Source organism: Bacillus sp. MYb56, from assembly GCF_002976445.1.
Classification (GTDB): Bacteria; Bacillota; Bacilli; order Bacillales; family Bacillaceae_G; genus Bacillus_A; species Bacillus_A mycoides.
Window position 1 is genome coordinate 57996 of record NZ_PCOH01000020.1, and the last position, 18586, is coordinate 76581.

General features: G+C 33.6%; 14 protein-coding genes and 2 pseudogenes. 12 read left to right on the forward strand and 4 right to left on the reverse strand.

Translation table 11 applies throughout. From position 1 onward, the window contains the following. Positions 1-289: 289 nt before the first annotated feature. From CQ058_RS21210 to CQ058_RS32895, 3 genes and pseudogenes are all read left to right on the forward strand, one after another. Positions 290-922 (forward strand): trimeric intracellular cation channel family protein, encoded by a 633-nt coding sequence (locus CQ058_RS21210; RefSeq protein ID WP_002034964.1) that lies wholly within the window; start codon positions 290-292, stop codon positions 920-922. A gap of 240 nt (positions 923-1162) precedes the next feature. Beyond that, a pseudogene (locus tag CQ058_RS32890) lies at positions 1163-1543 on the forward strand (protoglobin family protein); the annotation flags it as partial. Beyond that, entirely contained in the window at positions 1538-2344 is an 807-nt protein-coding gene (locus CQ058_RS32895) for a methyl-accepting chemotaxis protein (RefSeq protein WP_370458378.1), read from the forward strand. The pseudogene CQ058_RS32890 and the gene CQ058_RS32895, both read left to right, overlap by 6 nt. 91 nt (positions 2345-2435) lie before the next feature. Here the strand turns inward: CQ058_RS32895 and CQ058_RS21220 are convergent, their stop codons facing one another. Continuing rightward, on the reverse strand, positions 2436-3749 hold the full coding sequence (locus CQ058_RS21220) for an ArnT family glycosyltransferase (protein ID WP_105589959.1): 1314 nt from the start codon (positions 3747-3749) through the stop codon (positions 2436-2438). 366 nt (positions 3750-4115) lie between these two features. Between CQ058_RS21220 and CQ058_RS21225 the strand changes: the two genes are divergently transcribed. From CQ058_RS21225 to CQ058_RS21260, 8 genes are all read left to right on the forward strand, one after another. Beyond that, positions 4116-4628 carry an acyl-CoA thioesterase gene (locus tag CQ058_RS21225; protein ID WP_000412118.1) on the forward strand — a complete coding sequence of 171 codons (513 nt, stop codon included), beginning with the start codon at positions 4116-4118 and terminating at the stop codon, positions 4626-4628. Between the two features lie 218 nt (positions 4629-4846). Continuing rightward, entirely contained in the window at positions 4847-5575 is a 729-nt protein-coding gene (locus CQ058_RS21230; protein ID WP_000021472.1) for a glycosyltransferase family 2 protein, read from the forward strand. 6 nt (positions 5576-5581) lie between these two features. Then, entirely contained in the window at positions 5582-5926 is a 345-nt protein-coding gene (locus CQ058_RS21235) for a DUF2304 domain-containing protein (protein ID WP_002191336.1), read from the forward strand. A gap of 231 nt (positions 5927-6157) precedes the next feature. Beyond that, positions 6158-7138 (forward strand): glycosyltransferase family 2 protein, encoded by a 981-nt coding sequence (locus CQ058_RS21240; RefSeq protein WP_002191337.1) that lies wholly within the window; start codon positions 6158-6160, stop codon positions 7136-7138. Positions 7139-7231: 93 nt separating this feature from the next. Then, the gene (locus tag CQ058_RS21245; RefSeq protein ID WP_002191338.1) at positions 7232-8653 is read left to right on the forward strand and encodes an oligosaccharide flippase family protein; all 1422 of its coding nucleotides are present in this window, start codon (positions 7232-7234) and stop codon (positions 8651-8653) included. 282 nt (positions 8654-8935) lie between these two features. Continuing rightward, positions 8936-10489 carry an ABC-F family ATP-binding cassette domain-containing protein gene (locus tag CQ058_RS21250; RefSeq protein WP_002191340.1) on the forward strand — a complete coding sequence of 518 codons (1554 nt, stop codon included), beginning with the start codon at positions 8936-8938 and terminating at the stop codon, positions 10487-10489. A gap of 117 nt (positions 10490-10606) precedes the next feature. After that, a complete protein-coding gene (locus CQ058_RS21255) occupies positions 10607-12091 on the forward strand; it encodes an MBOAT family O-acyltransferase (protein WP_002191341.1) in 1485 nt (494 codons plus the stop codon). A gap of 18 nt (positions 12092-12109) precedes the next feature. Further along, a complete protein-coding gene (locus CQ058_RS21260) occupies positions 12110-13180 on the forward strand; it encodes a hypothetical protein (protein WP_002191342.1) in 1071 nt (356 codons plus the stop codon). 55 nt (positions 13181-13235) lie between these two features. On the opposite strand, the gene CQ058_RS21265 is transcribed toward CQ058_RS21260, so the two are convergent. Then, on the reverse strand, positions 13236-14108 hold the full coding sequence (locus tag CQ058_RS21265) for a TetR/AcrR family transcriptional regulator (RefSeq protein ID WP_105589960.1): 873 nt from the start codon (positions 14106-14108) through the stop codon (positions 13236-13238). Between the two features lie 299 nt (positions 14109-14407). Here CQ058_RS21265 and CQ058_RS21270 point away from each other — a divergent pair, with 299 nt between their 5' ends. After that, on the forward strand, positions 14408-17524 hold the full coding sequence (locus CQ058_RS21270; protein WP_105589961.1) for an efflux RND transporter permease subunit: 3117 nt from the start codon (positions 14408-14410) through the stop codon (positions 17522-17524). 25 nt (positions 17525-17549) lie between these two features. Here the strand turns inward: CQ058_RS21270 and msrB are convergent, their stop codons facing one another. Together msrB and msrA are read right to left on the reverse strand one after the other, a co-directional pair. After that, complete coding sequence (gene msrB, locus CQ058_RS32900; protein ID WP_372421061.1) at positions 17550-18002, reverse strand: peptide-methionine (R)-S-oxide reductase MsrB; 453 nt, start codon at positions 18000-18002, stop codon at positions 17550-17552. Positions 18003-18047: 45 nt separating this feature from the next. Then, positions 18048-18515: pseudogene (msrA, locus tag CQ058_RS32905) on the reverse strand (peptide-methionine (S)-S-oxide reductase MsrA); the annotation flags it as partial. Positions 18516-18586: the final 71 nt, after the last annotated feature.

An 18586-nucleotide genomic window follows, 5' to 3' on the forward strand; every position in this document is an offset into this window, starting at 1 on the left:
TGCACTTATTTTCGACCGTACAGAAATATTTTTTTATCATTTTATACAAATGTACAAAACGGACTTATCTTATTGTACCATCCCTCCAACTAAGCTACATCCAAAAACTATACTATTAATCTTTCCACACTTTTTCGCTTTACTTTATTGCTACTTATCAAGCATTTTCAAACGCTTTCTTTAGCTATTTCATCCATTTTTCTACATGTAGCGAAAAGTAATTGTTATTTCCAAAACTTTAGTGTATATTTTTTCTCTGGAACATCTTTAAGAGGAAGGAATTAAAGCCGTGTTATTAATCGATATATTTACGTTTCTTGGCATTATCGCCGCTGCCATTTCTGGTACATTAGTTGGTTTAAAAAAAGATCTAGATTTATTTGGTGTCCTTTGTTTAGCTGTAGCTACTGCGCTCGGCGGCGGTATTATTCGTGATATTATGATTGGTAACCTGCCTCCTGTCGCATTTGTAAAACCCATTTACTTTTTCGTAAGTGTACTATCAGCATTATTCACATGTATGTTTTTTGAGCGCATTAATAAACTTCAAGTCGTTATTATGCTTTCTGATGCTGTTGGTTTAGGGGTATTTACAGCTATTGGTGCAAATGCAGCAATGTCACATCACGTTGACGCCTCGTTTTTAGTCGTTTCAATGGGAGTTATTACAGGTATTGGGGGCGGTATTTTACGTGACATTTGCGCTCAAGATATCCCGTATGTATTCCGAAAAGAGATATATGCAATTGCTTCTATTCTAGGAGCAGTTAGTTTCTTAATTACACATGCAATGGGGGCACACATATTAGCTTTCTATGTCTGTTTATTAGTAACATTCGTTATTCGTGTAGTCACCGTAATATATAATGTACATTTCCCAGTTTTCTTTAAAACACATGCAAAAATTAATAAAGGCCATTAAGAGAATTCTACATAGAATTCTCTTAATTTATATACAATTCCATATACTATAGAGTAATTGTATATAAAAATATATAATTACATTAGAACAAAAAATGAAAACGTTTTATAAACAGGGGGAAGAATGATGCTTGGGGTTTTTAAAAAAAATAAAACAAACACCAGTATAATTGAATTAAGCAAAGGCCAACAAATCATATTTAACGTGCCTGCTAATTCTGAACTAAAAACTCAAATGGATATGCTACATATTTCAAAGGAAGATTTACAAATTGTTAAAGTATTACAGCCATTTATTTATGAGGAAATAGATTGGATAACAGAAAAATTCTACACCAACATCACAAAACAACCTAATTTAATTGCTGTTATTGAACGCTACAGCTCTATTCCCAAATTAAAACAAACTTTAAAGACACATATTAAAGAATTGTTCAGCGGGAATATGAATGAAGATTTTATTGAACAACGTGTTAGAATTGCAAAAAGGCACGTACAAATTGGTTTACATAGAAAATGGTATACCGCTGCTTATCAAGAATTATTCCGCTCCGTCATAAAGATTTTGCAAACGAAAATTTCAACGATAGACGATTTTTCTTATTCTATAAACGTAATAAATAAATTATTCACATTAGAACAAGAACTTGTTATTGCAGCTTATGAATCCGAATATGAAAGAATCCAAAAAGAACATGAAAAAGAAAAAGAACTGACAACTATGACGATTACACATATTGCAACAGAACTAGCGGCAGTATCTGAAAAAACAAGCTCTTCTATTCAACAGTTAACATCTAAATCAGAAAGTATCGTAGGAATTGCAAAAACAGGTACATCATTAGCTACGACATCAGAAGAAAAGGCCAATAAAGGAAAAGAACAATTAAATCTGCAGAACAAACGAATGGAAAGCATCCAAACGAATATGGAAACTATCATTACTGATACTCATGAACTTCTTGATATTTCTAACAAAATTAACGAAATCATTGATATTGTAAAATCAATCGCCGAGCAAACAAATTTACTAGCATTAAATGCTGCTATTGAATCTGCACGTGCTGGCGAATTTGGTAAAGGTTTTTCAGTCGTAGCGGGAGAAATCCGAAAGTTATCAGAGCAAACGAAAGAATCAATTTCCAACGTTACAAAACTCGTTGAAAAAACTAATGAACAAATTATACACGTCTCTTCTTCCGTGGAACAAATAAGCTCTCTCGTATCTGAAGGGACAGATAGTATGCATGCGACAGATCAATATTTTCAAGAAATCGTAAAAGATATGTCTAACTCTAAAGAACAAAATAAAAAAATTGAAAATGAATTAGAGACTATATCACAAGTAATGAAGAGTATTCAAGACGATTCCTCAACAATGGCCTTAACAGCGGATAATTTACAACTAGAACTAAACCGATAAGACGAATCGATACAAAGTGGAGATTCTTCATCTCCGCTTTGCATTCATCCTTATCATCCATCTACAAAAAAAGAATCCAAAATGGATTCTTTTATTTTCTGAAAAATATTTTTTGGCAATAAAAATAACTCATATAAACACCAAAGCTTTGTAAAATAAACAAAGCTGGCATAATAATATTATAATATGTCATATCTACTCGGAAGAGCCTTAACGACACGTATCCGGTAATTAATAATACAAACAACATATATCCTTCATTTTGCTGTTTCTTAATTAGAAAATGTAATAAAGCTATGGCCATAAATAATGTCACCACTATATATATAAGCTTTTCACATTTAAAAATAATAGAATTTATTCCCTCGTCTGAAAGCTGGTTAATAACTGGCTTTAACAGTTTAAATCTTTCTACTTCCATTTCTTTTAACTCTTGATCAATGTGCTCTTTTACACTTTTATTTTTGGATGTTTTTTCTTCATTTTGACTTTTTCCAATTAAAACAGATTGAACATAAGTCTGATTAGAAATCGTATACTGTGACATTCCCATCATCTTGATACCATAGCTCACACCAAAATGAGTACTATAAAACAGAATAAGTATTCCCATCATTTTTAATAGTAATTTTTGTTTCGTTGCTGATTGAAATAATTCAATTAACAGCACATATACAACTATAAAAATAGGTAAAAATAACCCCATTGGGAAAATCATATTGCTAAGCGCAAATAAAATGGCTGAAATTACCCACATATAAGGATGGTCTAATCCCTTATATAAAAATATGTAACAAGCACAATAAAATAAAAATATTGCGAGTGATTCCGCCGTTAATACAGAACTCATAAATATATTTGGAATATATAAAGCGTAAAACATTGATGCAATACGACCACACTCTTCTCCAAAGACCATTGACGCAATGCGATAAATGAAAAATGCAGTTCCTGTACAAAATAAAATATTAAATAATTGTAAAGCGAATACCGTATCACCAAATATACGAATGATGATCGATTCATAAATAATAAAAGGTAACTGTGCTATATTTTCTATATTATTGCCAATTGCAATCTGCTTTGCAGACTCATACATAGCTTTCATATCACCTATCATTGGAACATCTACAAATAGAACTGTGATAAGTCTTACAACTGTAGATATGCTTATAAGAAAAACAAGAAATTGTTTATCTGTAAAACGATATTGCAAAATTGATGCTACTAACAAAATAAGAATAACAAAAATCACTAATACAATTGTTATACTTGTTGTACTTCCTCCAAAAAATTGCTTACTTGTTTCAAAAGCCGACCAACAACTATAGGCAAAAAATGCGAGCATCGCACCAATCATTATTTTACTGAAGAAAGACGAAAAATTTGTTCTTATATGATTCATATGTCCATTGCACCTCTATTTCCATTCATAACAAAACGATTCTATCATGAATAAGCACAAGGTTAATAGGGAATTTCTATGACAAATACATAGTCATTACTTTTTCACTTGCAATGTAAGCGAATCCTCTTTTACACTACATTTTATATATGATAAATTTTCTTTCAGTTACATGAATACAAATACAGAAATTTCAATAAAGTGAAACTTTAATCCACGGGGGTTTTGTTCATCCCCCACTGACTATTAGCCCGCAAATAGTGGGATAATCCTCTTTTGGAACACTTTACTTCATTAAATATCTAATATGGGTACTCCACTTACACATGTCACTCTGATTGAAAACAGAAAATAGGGGATGAATATATGGAAAAGAAATTCATGCGAGAATCAAAAGCAATTAAAACAACACGTGTTTTTCCTAACGATTTAAATAATCACCAAACACTTTTCGGAGGGAAATTATTAGCAGAAATTGATAGTATAGCTTCAATTGCAGCTGCGAGACACAGCCGCAAACATTGCGTAACAGCATCTATCGATTCCGTTGATTTTTTAACTCCAATTCACCAAGCAGATTCTGTTTGTTATGAAGCATTCGTATGTTATACAGGAAAATCTTCAATGGAAGTTTTCGTAAAAGTAATTGCAGAGGATCTACTAGCAGGCGAGCGTAGAATGGCCGCAACGTGTTTCATTACATTTGTCGCATTAAAAGACGGAAAACCTTCATCTGTACCACAAGTAATTCCTGAAACAGAGGAAGAACATTGGCTACATACAACTGGTTCAGAGCGTGCAGAAAATAGAAAAAAAGGACGTTTAAAAAGTAAAGAAATGGCTGAAGTGTTAACTTTAAGTAAGCCTTGGAATATGTAACATTAGGATTTTATCTTATACATGCGCAGGTTTTTTCTTCCTTGCATGTATTTTTTATTATAATAAAGTGTTACGCCTTAGCATTTTTATTCGATGCCTGTTTCCTAAAATCACCCATCAGCTTTTCCTTTATTTTGTTATACTATTAATGGTATATTAAATAATGTTCGTTTAAAAATAACCATAATATGATTAAGTATATAAGGGATGGTGCGGTAATGTCTATTGAGGTACCAATTTCAATACCAAAAACGTTAATTATTATTCCAGCGTATAACGAGGAAGAAGCAATTGCAGATACATTAACAAGATTATTAGAACTAAAACAGCATTTTACAGCATTAAGCATTTGCGTTATTAATGATGGATCAAAAGATAAAACAGCTCAAATCGTAAAAGATTTCCCTGTTCATCTTGTTAATTTGCCATATAATCTAGGTATCGGTTCAGCTGTACAAACTGGATATAAATACGCTTATGAGAACGGATATGATATTGCGATTCAGTTCGATGCTGATGGACAACATAATCCTGATGATTTATACAAAATCATACAGCCTATTGCCGAGGATCAATGTGATATGGTGCTTGGTTCACGCTTTACAGAAAAAACAGCATATAAAGGTAGTATTTCCCGAAGAATCGGTATTTTTTATTTTACCGCTCTACTGAAAGTACTAACAAAACAAACATTTATGGATCCAACTTCTGGGTATCGTGCTATCAATCGAGAAGTAATTAAGATTTTTGCACACAATTATCCAAAAGATTATCCAGAACCAGAAGTCCTTATTCATTTAAAAAAGAAAAAACTTCGCATTAATGAAATATCTGTAAATATGCAAGAGCGACAAGGTGGACAATCTTCCATCACTCCCCTTAAATCTGCATATTACATGGTTAAGGTGAGTCTTGCTATATTGATGCAAAAAATCGTGAAAGGTTGATAATGAATGCATATAATTACCTTTTCATTCATCTTTATTTTATTACTATTCTTCTCAATTATTAATTCCATTCGTCGTGGGACTTTAGAAACAAAATATGCTATTTTATGGATTTTCGTTTGTATTGCAATGGCTATTTTAAGTTCTACGGATAAAATTATAAATTGGATTGGAAAACTATTAAACGTAGAATATCCTCCGTCCATTTTATTCTTATTCGGACTATTATTCTGTTTTATCTTAATTTTTGACCTGACGAGAAAAATCTCCAAATTACACCATCAACTTGTAACATTAACGCAAGATTATGCATTATTAAAACAAAAATTAAAGATAACAGATAAGGAATAACTTCCTAACTAAATACTAATATACTAAAGCTCCTGAATTTTGCTTGAAAAATTCAGGAGCTTTTATCATTTCAAATTATTTCTTTCTAATTATACGGGGTACCACAATAGAAAGTTGATTTACAAAGTTTATATGCGTTAAACTTATACAGATGTTCTTGTAGTCTTCTTCCTTTCAAAAGACTTGTATATATGGTACAAAACATAAAAAATTTGAGGAGATAAAAACTCTATGATGGAACAAAAACAACTCGTTTCCGTTGTCATACCTCTGTATAATACGGAAAAATATATTGAAGAAACGATGCAATCAATACTAGATCAAACATATAAAAACATTGAAATTGTAATTGTAGATGATGGAAGCAAAGATCAATCACCTTCCATCGTAAAAAAACTTGTACAAAAGTACCCCGGACAAATAAAATACGTCCCACAAGAAAATCAAGGCGTTTCAGTTGCTCGTAATACAGGAATTGAAAACGCTAGCGGAGAATATGTTGCTTTTCTTGATAGTGATGATTTATGGCATCCAACAAAAATCGAAAAACAAGTTGAAAGCATGCATACAAACAACATGAACGCTTGTTATTGTGGCTATATGAACTTTTACGAAGAGACTGGTGAAAAAGTTGAGCACACGACAAACTTTATTAAAGGTGATATGACAAAGGCTTTCTTAACGCATCAAGTTGTTGCGCAAACAAGTACTTGGATTTTCAAAAGATCTATCGTGATGGATCATAACATTCGTTTCACACCAGGGTGTAGCTGGGGAGAAGATTTAGAATTTCTATTTAAATTAATGAACGTTACAAGTGTATGCTATGTAGATGAATATTTAACATATTATCGAATCTTATCCGAAGGAAATCTTTCTTCAAAGTATAAAGATTATGAATTAAAAACAGCAAAAGAATTAGAAGTATTTAATCGAATGAAAGATTGGGTTCATAATAAATCAAAAGACTTGATCGTGAATGATTCTACAGAACTTATTGAAATCCTTGAAACTTATCTATTCCCATATACAGTCATTAACAATGCTTGTATATACATTAAAGGAAGCTCTAAGTTAGATAAATCACAAGTTCAATTAATCAAGGGCGATATAAATAAATATTGTCGCAAAATTTATTCAAAAAATGGAAAACGAAGCAAAAAGCTATACGCAATGCTTTGGTTTGTACGAATAAAGTTTATGTTTTCTTAAATAAAGAATACGCTTTTAAACATACTTTCCGTAAACAAATCAAATTTACAAATAGGACGAAGTGCGTCCTGAAAAATAGAAAGGTCTTGTTCCATGAAAACAAATAAAATCCTTAAAAACGCCTCCTACCTATTTGTAGGAAATATTACTGTTCGATTTGTACTTGCTATTGCGACCATTTTCTTTGCAAGATATGTTTCACCAAAGGAGTATGGGATGTTTACAACTGCTTTAGCAGTTTCCGCTGTTATTTGTTATTTTACAGATGCAGGTTTGACACATACATTTATGCGTGAAGGAACGAGAAGCAACGCTAACATTAGCGTACTAATTAGTAGTTATTTACGTATTCGTTTAGTATTAGCTATCGTAATTTCTGTGCTCTTCGCTATTTTCGCTCAGTTCTTCTATCCTGATGCTTACTTACGTGCGATGGTATATTGGGTTGTACTGCCGACAATGTTTGGAGCCACTTTACAAGGTGTTGGGATGGCTTACTTCCAAGTAACAGAACGTATGCAATTTACAGCGATTATTTCTGTAATACAAGGTGTAACAGCCGCAGCTGCTCTTCTACTAGGAATGTCCTTTAAATGGTCACTTATGATGGTTGCTGCCATGTACGGGATATCCAGTCTCGTAACAGGACTCATCGCCTTTATAATGGTAATTCGCCATACAACAGTTCATAAGGGCTGGGATAAAGGTATTTTAGATCAATTGCTCATTTTCACAATCAATGGCATTATCATTATGCTCTTACCACAGTTAGGGCCCATTATATTAGAAAAAGTTTCAACATATGAGCAAGTTGGATTCTTTGGAGCTGCTTCTAAAATACCTGCTGTCCTTTATCAAATACCTGGTGTAATTGCAGCGGCCTTTTATCCAAAGTTATTTGCTTTTGGAAATGAAAAGAATATTGATGAACATAGAAAACTATCTCAGTTCGAATTAAAACTTATGTCTTTCTTAGGAATGGGAATCTCGATTCCATTTATCGCCGACCCAAGTTTTTGGATTGTTACTTTATTAGGTGAAAAATATGCACCAGCCGGTGATGCTCTTGCAATCTTAGCCTTTATGGTCATTTTACAATCTATCAACTATCCACTTGCTGATAATTTAACAACTATTGGTCAACAGTGGAAGCGTGCGACAACGATGGGAATTGGATTAGCTGTCGCTATCGTAAGTTACATCGTATTAGGTAGCCAATTTGGAATGATGGGAGCTGCGGGAGCTGCTATCATTACTGAGGTTACTTTATTAATCGGATTTACTTTATTCGTTCGTAAAGGATTTACCTTACTATTCAAAGGGATTGTATTTAATACACTAGCATTTATAATCAGTTACGCCCTATACCGCACAGTATTAATTAACTTACCACCACTGGTAGCTCTAACACTTACTGGTATATTGTACGGTATTATTGGCCTTGCAATTGATCCACAAATACGCGGGTTGATTTTAGGATTTGTAAATAAAAAGCTAGGTAAGAAAATAGCATAAAAGCCAAGTTCTTTTTCACCTTTATGAAAAAGAACTTGGCTTTTTATTTATTACCCTCTACATATAAAATCGTTTCTTTTGTTCCTTCATAACACCAGCTCTTCTCGACGACATTTTTCATATCCCACAATGTAATTAAACATCTTTCAATTACACTCTATATTTTCCCAGAAACAATGCAATGTTAATCTTGCAAAAATATACATTTTGAAAGGATAGCATTATACTCAAGAATTTAGTATCATGATTCAAGGTACTATTTCAAGTTGGACGGAGGATACTATGAGCTTATTAACAGTAGAAAAACTAGGCCATACATTTGGCGATCGCACATTATTTAAAGATGTATCCATGCGTTTACTAGCAGGAGAACATGTCGGATTAGTCGGTGCAAACGGTGTTGGTAAATCAACATTTATGAATATTATTACTGGTCAACTTATCCATGATGAAGGCCGTGTAGAATGGACACCTGGTACAAATTACAGTTACTTAGACCAGCATACAATTTTAACACCTGGTCGCACAATTCGTGATGTATTAGCTGACGCGTTTTTACCTTTATTTGAAAAAGAAAAAGCTTTAAATGAAGTTGCAGAAAAAATGGGAACGGCAACACCGGAAGAATTAGAGGACCTTCTTGAGCAGATGGCAGAAATCCAAGATGCTCTCGAAGCAGGTGGTTTCTATTTACTAGATATGAAAATCGAAGAGGCAGCAAGAGGTCTTGGAATTGATGCAATCGGTTTAGATCGTGATGTTTCAGCACTAAGTGGTGGACAACGTACAAAAGTATTACTTGCAAAGCTATTACTTGAGCAACCAGAAGTGTTATTACTCGATGAGCCTACTAACTATTTAGACGTTGAACATATTCATTGGTTAACTAATTATTTAAAAGAATATCCACATGCATTCTTATTAATTTCTCATGATACGGAATTTATGAACAAATGCGTTGATGTTATTTTCCATCTAGAATTTACAAAAATGACGCGCTATACAGCGACATACGAAAAATTCCTAGAGTTAGCCGAAATTAATAAAAATCAACATATAAATGCTTATGAAAAACAGAAAGAGTTTATTAAAAAGCAGGAAGACTTTATTGCAAAGAACAAAGCTCGTTATTCAACGACAGGTCGTGCAAAAAGTCGTCAAAAACAACTTGATCGTATGGAGCGTATTGATCGTCCTGAAACAGCAATTAAGCCAGAGTTCTCATTTAAAGAGTGTCGTGCAAGTAGCCGTTTCGTCTTTGAAGGTGAAGATGTAGAAATCGGATATACACATCCATTATTACCAAAACTAACAATGACAATTGAACGCGGTGAAAAAATTGCTATCGTTGGATGTAATGGTGTCGGTAAATCAACATTACTAAAAACAATTTTAGGAAAAATTAAACCTTTAAGCGGTAAAACGAGTCTTGGTGACTTCTTAGAGCCTGCATACTTTGAGCAAGAAGTAAAAGCGGATAATATAACACCAATTGATGATGTTTGGAACACATTCCCTAGCATGGACCAACATCAAATTCGTGCAATGTTAGCGAAATGCGGATTAAAAAATGAGCATATCTCTCGCCCGCTAAATCAATTAAGTGGTGGCGAACAAGCAAAAGTTCGTTTATGTAAGTTAATGGGTGAAGAAAGTAACTGGATCCTATTCGATGAGCCAACAAACCATCTTGATGTTACAGCAAAGGAAGAACTTCAAAAAGCTCTGAAAGCATATAAAGGGACAATCCTTCTTGTATGTCACGAACCAGAATTTTATGAAGGCTGGATAACAAAAACTTGGAACATAGAAGAATGGGCACAAAACAAAAAATAATATACATGGGATAATTAACCATGATTTTATGATATACTATACTTTGCGTGACGGCATCTTATTCTGTTGTCACGCTTTTTTTAGAGACAAGATTTTATTTACGCTGGAGGCAATAATATGCTTTTTAATTCTTATGAATTCATGCTTTATTTCTTACCTGTAGCAGTAATTGGATATTTTATATTGCAAAAATTCAATCAAAACATTGCGAAAATTTTCTTAGTGGGCATGTCCCTCTACTTTTACGCATATTTTGAAGCGAAATATCTATTACTAATAGGAGTTTCATTATTTACAAACGCCTTTATAGGCCAACAAATTATACAAAAAACGAATAAAAAAACTCGAAAAATATTATTGACAGTTGGCTTAATATTTAACATTTCATTGCTAGGGTATTTCAAATATTCTGATTTCTTCTTAGACAATATAAATACTATATTTGGAACTGATATACCTTTATTAAAGCTGCTATTGCCTTTAGGAATTAGTTTTATCACCTTCCAAAAGATAGGTTTTTTAGTAGATTGTTATAAGAGAGAATTAACAAAGTTTAACTTTATTGATTTTTGCTTATTCGTAACGTTTTTCCCGCAACTTATTGCAGGACCAATTGTCCATCATAGTAAGGTTCTACCTCAATTCCAGGATGAATCCAAGAGAAAGTTGAACGTTGAGAATATTGCAAAAGGCCTTTATATATTCGGAATCGGTCTTACTAAAAAAGTAGTAATTGCTGACTCACTAGCACAATGGGCTGATTTTGGCTTTAGCAACGTAAATCAACTATCTACGACTGATGCATGGATTTCATCGCTTGCATATACATTACAACTGTATTTTGATTTTAGTGGATATTGTGATATGGCAATAGGTGCCGCGCTGTTATTCAATATTACATTACCAACTAACTTCTTCTCTCCTTATAAATCTTTAAGTATTCAAGATTTTTGGAGACGCTGGCATATGACATTAGGGCGATTTTTCACTCAATATGTATATATTCCACTAGGGGGCAGTCGTAAGGGACAAGTTCGAACTTATGTAAATTTATTTACAATCTTCCTTATTAGTGGTATTTGGCATGGCGCTGGATGGACATTTGTTATTTGGGGCGTTTTACACGGATTGGCTATTGTAATACACCGATTATTTAAAAACTTAGGTGGAAAAATGCCTAAAGTATTCGCATGGATCTTAACAATGGGATTTGTTCATGTAACGTGGGTATTTTTCAGAGCAACTTCAGTAGAAGATGCATTAACTATGTTAAATCGCATGTTCAATGTAAATTACTTGCACCTCCAAACAGCACTTATCCAATTCCGTCCAGAAACATTAACCGGTGTTTCTACATTGGATAATTTAATTTATTCAATCGCTAATTTATTCCCATTCCAAGTAACTGGTAGTCAATTTAACTTCCAAACTATCTTATACCTAGCAATTGGAATGGTTATTGTATTATTTACGAAAAATTCTATAGAAAAATTAGAATCTTTTCGTCCAAAACCGATTTATGCTCTTGCATTAGCTAGCATGTTTATACTGTCTTTAATGTATTTAAATCGTGTAAGTTCATTCTTATACTTTAATTTCTAATAACCGTAGGTGAAAAATATGTATAAGCGTTTTATATGTTGGTTTATTATATTCCTATTCATTTTATCTGGAATAGTTTGCTCTATTGTCTATAAGCTTGATCCATTGTACGTATATAAATTTAAGAAAAATGATTATTTTTATGCTACTGAACGCTATCAAATGCCTGGACTTGTTAAAAATATGGATTATGATACTTTATTTGTAGGAACTTCTATGGGTAGAAATTTCCTTGAACCTGATGTTGATAAATTACTTCATACTACAAGCTTTAACGGCTCTCTTCCAGGTTCAACAGCAAGGGAACAAAATATGACAGCTCAGTTAGCTACGCATTCAAAAATTGTTAAAAACATTATTTGGGAGCTTAATTTATATTCATTCTCTGGAAAACCTGAATGGGTATCAGAAGGAACTTCACCGTTCCCAACTTACATGTATGATACAAATAAATTGAATGATATCCAATATTTTCTTAGCCCATATTCTCGAAAAACGGCATTACAGAACATGAAATTAAATTTAGATCCAACAAAATCTCCACAGGATCCTCATTGGCTATATAAATTTGGAGATGACGAGCCAAAATTCTCAGTAGATATAGCCAAAAAGGTTGTCGATGGAACACCGCATCAACCAATCATTGAGGGTTGGTATCATGAACAAATGCTTAAATCTTTTGATTCTAATATTATTGAACTTGTAAAACAAAACCCGGAAGTACAGTTTACATTTTTCTATGCACCGTATCCAGTAACATATCACGTAGTTATGGATAAAAACGATCCAAAGCATACAGAAGAAAATATGTTATTTAAGAAAGAAGTATACAATAAATTAAAAGAACTAAAAAATGTAAAACTCTATGATTTCCAAGATCAAAAAGAAGTTACGTATAATCTTTCTAATTATATGTCCGATCAAACGCACTATTACAGATATATAAATGATTGGATTGTAAAACAATTAGCGACAATTGAGCCTATTACTAATAAAAATGATTATGACCAAAGGCTAACTGATTTCTCTAATGAAATAAAGAATTTCGATACTTCTAAACTAATAAATTCAGATGAAAGACCTAAATAATAAAAAGGGCCCATTACAAATGGTGCCCTTTTTATCTTGGTAATTTATTTCTGTTTTAATTTCGCGCATTGTAATACTCATTCAACCTTAACCTAAAATCTGTTAGTTCGTCGTAACTTTTTAAATTAGCTAACATCCCTCTAATGACTGGAATCCTTGGATTTGATAACCGTATTTCAGCCTCTAAAACATCTAGCGTAACAAGCAATTCATCATTTTCTAATTGATCAGCTAATGTTCGTTTAAATACAATAATTTCACTTAGAAAATGTTCCTTCAACTGTTCCTTAATAAACTCGGAACTACAAAGAAATTCTCCTAGTCTCTCTTCATGTAGGACAGGTTCCTCCGAAGATTCTAGAAGCCCCTCTACTAAATTATCTATCCTCTGTAAAATAAAGGTCGAAACATAGGATAAATCAATTTCCGGTGCATTTAAAATAATTAATTGTAAATAACCGTGGCATATTCCTTCTACCATAATTACCAAATCTAATAAATATGGACTGACTTTGTCACCATAAATGGACAGTAAGCTATTCCGATAAAATGTATGAGACTCTAATTTCATCCTCATCATAAACTCTTCTACTTCTTTATTAAACGGAATTGCATTTTCTCTTGCATGCATAATAATAAATTCTTTATGTTTTTGCACATCAGTAAACTGACAATATAATTGTTTGTCAAATTTTTCACGTGGTAATAAAGATTCTTTTTCAATGTCCAGCATTTTCTTCTGAATCTTGTCATAATAATATCGAAGTGTGGCCAATAATAACTCATCTTTTGATTTGAAATATAAATAAAAAGCTCCTTTTGATATACCACATGCGGTTACGATTTCTTGTACTGACGTTGCATTTACACCCTTAGTTGCAAATAACCTCATAGCCATCTCTATAATTAAGCGCTCTTTTTCTTTCATATTCTCTCTCCTAAATTTAATCTCGCATCTTATGTAAATTCAAACTTGATTTTATTCCACATTAACTGAAAATAAAACTCCCCATCTAAAATTTAATGGAGTAAATGGTTTATATAGAAGCCTTTCCATCTATAAAATCCGGTTAGTAAAAGCCAATGATCAGAAAAAGAATAGGAAACCGACTACTTACAGTTTGATTTTATTATACCATCTCTTTTCATTGACGACTGACCAATCGGTCAGTTATATTATGTATTAGACTGACCGATTGGTCAATATAATAAAAAGGGAGCGCAAACATGAACAAAATCATCAATTTCACGTTAAAAAATAAGTTCGCAGTTTGGCTACTAACCATTATTGTTACTATTGCGGGTATTTATTCTGGACTCAATATGAAGCTGGAGACAATTCCTGATATTACAACACCGATTGTAACAGTAACCACGGTTTATCCTGGTGCTACACCAGAAGAAGTAGCTGATAAAATTTCAAAACCAATGGAAGAGCAACTCCAAAATTTAAGCGGTGTAAACGTTGTTAGTTCATCATCTTATCAAAACGCATCTTCTATTCAGGTAGAATATGATTTTGATAAAAATATGGAAAAAGCCGAAACGGAAATTAAAGAATCGCTCGCAAACGTGAAACTGCCAGAAGGTGTGAAAGACCCGAAAGTCTCACGAGTAAACTTTAATGCCTTTCCTGTTATTTCATTAAGCGTAGCGAGTAAAAATGAATCTTTAGCTTCCTTAACAGAAAATGTAGAAAAAAATATTGTTCCTGGATTAAAAGGACTTGATGGTGTCGCATCTGTTCAAATCGCAGGTCAACAAGTAGACGAAGTACAGCTTGTCTTCAAAAAAGATAAGATAAAAGAATTAGGTTTAAGTGAAGATACTGTAAAAAATATGATTAAAGGTTCGGATGTATCGTTACCACTTGGCTTATATACATTTAAAGATACGGAAAAATCAGTTGTTGTCGATGGTAACATTACAACAATTAAAGCATTAAAAGAATTAAAAATTCCAGCTATCCCTTCATCACCGAATGGTCAAGGTAGCCAAAACGCTGGTGCTGGAATACAAGCACCACAGATGAATCCGGCCGCTATGAATGGCATACCAACGGTTACATTAGAAGAGATTGCTGATATTAAAGAAGTTGGAAAAGCAGAATCCATTTCTCGAACGAATGGAAAAGAAGCAATCGGTATTCAAATTGTGAAGGCTGCTGATGCGAATACAGTTGATGTTGTAAATGCAGTTAAAGATAAAGTAAAAGACCTTGAGAAAAAATATAAAGACTTAGAGATTATTTCAACATTCGATCAAGGTGCGCCTATTGAAAAATCAGTCGAAACAATGCTTAGCAAAGCTATTTTCGGTGCTATCTTTGCGATTGTTATTATTATGTTGTTCCTGCGAAACATTCGAACAACACTAATCTCTGTCGTTTCTATACCACTTTCTTTATTAATTGCAGTTTTAGTAATAAAACAAATGGATATTACCCTTAACATTATGACACTTGGAGCAATGACAGTTGCTATTGGACGCGTTGTTGATGACTCAATTGTTGTTATTGAAAATATTTACCGACGTATGTCTTTATCAGAAGAGAAATTACGTGGGAAAGATTTAATTCGTGAAGCTACGAAAGAAATGTTTATCCCGATTATGTCTTCTACAATTGTAACAATCGCTGTATTCTTACCTCTTGGGCTTGTAAAGGGTATGATTGGTGAAATGTTCTTACCATTTGCTTTAACAATTGTTTTTGCCCTACTTGCTTCCTTACTTGTGGCAGTTACAATTGTGCCGATGCTAGCACATTCCTTATTTAAGAAGGAAAGCATGAGAGAAAAAGAAGTACATCATGAGGAAAAACCAAGCAAATTAGCAAACGGCTATAAACGTATACTTGAATGGGCGTTAAACCATAAAATTATTACATCAAGTATCACAGTCCTCCTATTAGTAGGCAGCCTTGCACTTGTACCAATCATCGGTGTCAGCTTCTTACCATCTGAAGAAGAAAAAATGATTATCGCAACGTACAAACCTGAGCCAGGTCAAACGTTAGACGACGTTGAAAAAATTGCAACGAAAGCTGAAAAGCATTTCCAAGATAAAAAAGACGTCAAAACGATTCAATTCTCATTAGGCGGCGAAAACCCAATGAGCCCTGGTCAAACAAATCAAGCGATGTTCTTCGTTCAATATGATAACGATACGAAAAACTTTGAAAAAGAGAAAGAACAAGTCGTTAAAGATTTACAAAAGATGTCTGGAAAAGGTGAATGGAAAAACCAAGATTTCGGAGCAGGTGGCGGTAGTAACGAAATTAAGCTATACGTTTATGGAGATAGCTCTGAAGAAATTAAGCCTGTCGTGAAAGACATTCAAAATATCATGAAGAAAAATAAAGATTTAAAAGACATAGACTCTATTGTTGCAAAAACATATGCAGAATATACTTTAGTCGCTGATCAAGAAAAGTTAAGTAAAATGGGGCTAACTGCTGCTCAAATTGGAATGGGACTTTCTAATCAACATGACCGCCCTGTTCTTACAACAATTAAAAAAGATGATAAAGATATAAATGTATATGTAGAAACTGAAAAACAAAACTATGAAACGATCGATGACTTAACAAATCGTAAAATTACAACACCACTTGGTAATGAAGTTGCTGTTAAAGATGTTATGACTGTAAAAGAAGGTGAAACTTCTAACACAGTAACACATCGTGATGGCCGTGTTTATGCGGAAGTTAGTGCAAAACTAACATCTGATGACGTTTCAAAAGCATCTGCCGCTGTTCAAAAAGAAGTAGATAAAATGGATCTTCCTTCTGGTATAGATGTTTCTATGGGTGGTGTTACACAAGATATTCAAGAATCATTCAAACAACTTGGCTTAGCGATGTTAGCTGCGATTGCCATTGTATACTTCGTTCTTGTTGTTACATTTGGCGGTGCCCTTGCACCATTCGCAATTTTATTCTCGCTACCATTCACAATCATTGGTGCACTCGTTGCCTTATTAATCTCTGGCGAAACGTTAAGCGTATCTGCGATGATTGGGGCTCTTATGCTAATTGGTATCGTTGTAACGAACGCAATCGTGCTCATTGACCGTGTTATTCATAAAGAAAATGACGGCCTATCAACACGTGAAGCATTATTAGAAGCTGGTACAACACGCCTGCGTCCTATCTTAATGACTGCAATTGCAACAATCGGGGCTCTTATCCCGCTTGCATTAGGATTTGAGGGTAGCGGCTTAATTTCTAAAGGACTTGGCGTAACAGTAATTGGTGGATTAACAAGTTCAACGTTATTAACACTTCTTATTGTTCCAATCGTTTATGAAGCATTAAGCAAATTTAAAAAGAAAAAAGTAAAATAAAAAAATAACCTCGCTGACTGCGAGGTTATTTTTTATTCCCAAACAAGATTAGGAAATCACCATATCCTTCTTTTCCTAAATCTTCTTTTTGAATAAAGCGTAGCGCTGCCGAATTAATACAATAACGAAGGCCGTTTTGTCCTGGGCCGTCTGGAAATACATGCCCAAGATGTGAATCTCCTTCTTTACTTCTCACTTCCGTACGCGTCATATTATGGCTAACGTCCATTTTTTCTTTCACACTAGCTGACATAACTGGTTTCGTAAAACTCGGCCATCCACAGCCGCTATCGAACTTATCGAAAGAAGTAAATAATGGTTCCCCCGAAACAATATCTACATAAAGCCCTTCTTCTTTATGATTCCAATACTCATTTTGAAAAGGCGGTTCTGTCCCATTTTCCTGTGTTACATAAAACTGCATCTCGTTTAATCTTTCTTTTAAATGAGCATTATTCTTTGGCCAATGTTGTTTAATAAAAGCATCTCGACCTGAGCCTTTACGATATAACTCATAGCGAAATGTATTCTTCTTATAATATCCTTGGTGATATTCTTCAGCTGGATAAAACGTAGCAGCTGGCAATATTTTTGTCGCAATTGGCTTCGAAAAATGCCCACTTTTCTCGAGCTCTTCTTTTGAAGCCTCTGCCTTTTTATGTTGTTCTTCATTATGATAAAAAATCACCGTTTCATAAGACTGTCCACGGTCGTGGAATTGTCCCCCTATATCAGTCGGGTCAATTTGTCTCCAATATATATTTAACAACTCTTCATACGGCATTTTATTTGCATCAAATGTAATTTGTACTGCTTCATAATGCCCAGTTGTTTCCGAGCACACTTCTTTATACGTTGGATCCTCTTTATGGCCACCTGTATAGCCTGAAACAACCTGTATAATCCCTTCCATCTCTTCAAATGGCGAAACCATACACCAGAAACACCCTCCGGCAAACGTAGCTAACTCTATCTTTTCATTTACAGCCATTATTTCACCCCTATTCTATCTTCTCCTTACAGTATGGCATAAGGAACGTCATGTTATAAAAGAAAAAGCAT

What these genes read in the sequence shown, in the direction of transcription:
- CQ058_RS21220 (WP_105589959.1), bottom strand. Translation starts at nt 3,749, where the DNA reads ATGAATCATATAAGAACAAATTTTTCGTCTTTCTTCAGTAAAATAATG.
- CQ058_RS21225 (WP_000412118.1), top strand. Translation starts at nt 4,116, where the DNA reads ATGGAAAAGAAATTCATGCGAGAATCAAAAGCAATTAAAACAACACGT.
- CQ058_RS21230 (WP_000021472.1), top strand. Translation starts at nt 4,847, where the DNA reads ATGTCTATTGAGGTACCAATTTCAATACCAAAAACGTTAATTATTATT.
- CQ058_RS21235 (WP_002191336.1), top strand. Translation starts at nt 5,582, where the DNA reads ATGCATATAATTACCTTTTCATTCATCTTTATTTTATTACTATTCTTC.
- CQ058_RS21240 (WP_002191337.1), top strand. Translation starts at nt 6,158, where the DNA reads ATGATGGAACAAAAACAACTCGTTTCCGTTGTCATACCTCTGTATAAT.
- CQ058_RS21245 (WP_002191338.1), top strand. Translation starts at nt 7,232, where the DNA reads ATGAAAACAAATAAAATCCTTAAAAACGCCTCCTACCTATTTGTAGGA.
- CQ058_RS21250 (WP_002191340.1), top strand. Translation starts at nt 8,936, where the DNA reads ATGAGCTTATTAACAGTAGAAAAACTAGGCCATACATTTGGCGATCGC.
- CQ058_RS21255 (WP_002191341.1), top strand. Translation starts at nt 10,607, where the DNA reads ATGCTTTTTAATTCTTATGAATTCATGCTTTATTTCTTACCTGTAGCA.
- CQ058_RS21260 (WP_002191342.1), top strand. Translation starts at nt 12,110, where the DNA reads ATGTATAAGCGTTTTATATGTTGGTTTATTATATTCCTATTCATTTTA.
- CQ058_RS21265 (WP_105589960.1), bottom strand. Translation starts at nt 14,108, where the DNA reads ATGAAAGAAAAAGAGCGCTTAATTATAGAGATGGCTATGAGGTTATTT.
- CQ058_RS21270 (WP_105589961.1), top strand. Translation starts at nt 14,408, where the DNA reads ATGAACAAAATCATCAATTTCACGTTAAAAAATAAGTTCGCAGTTTGG.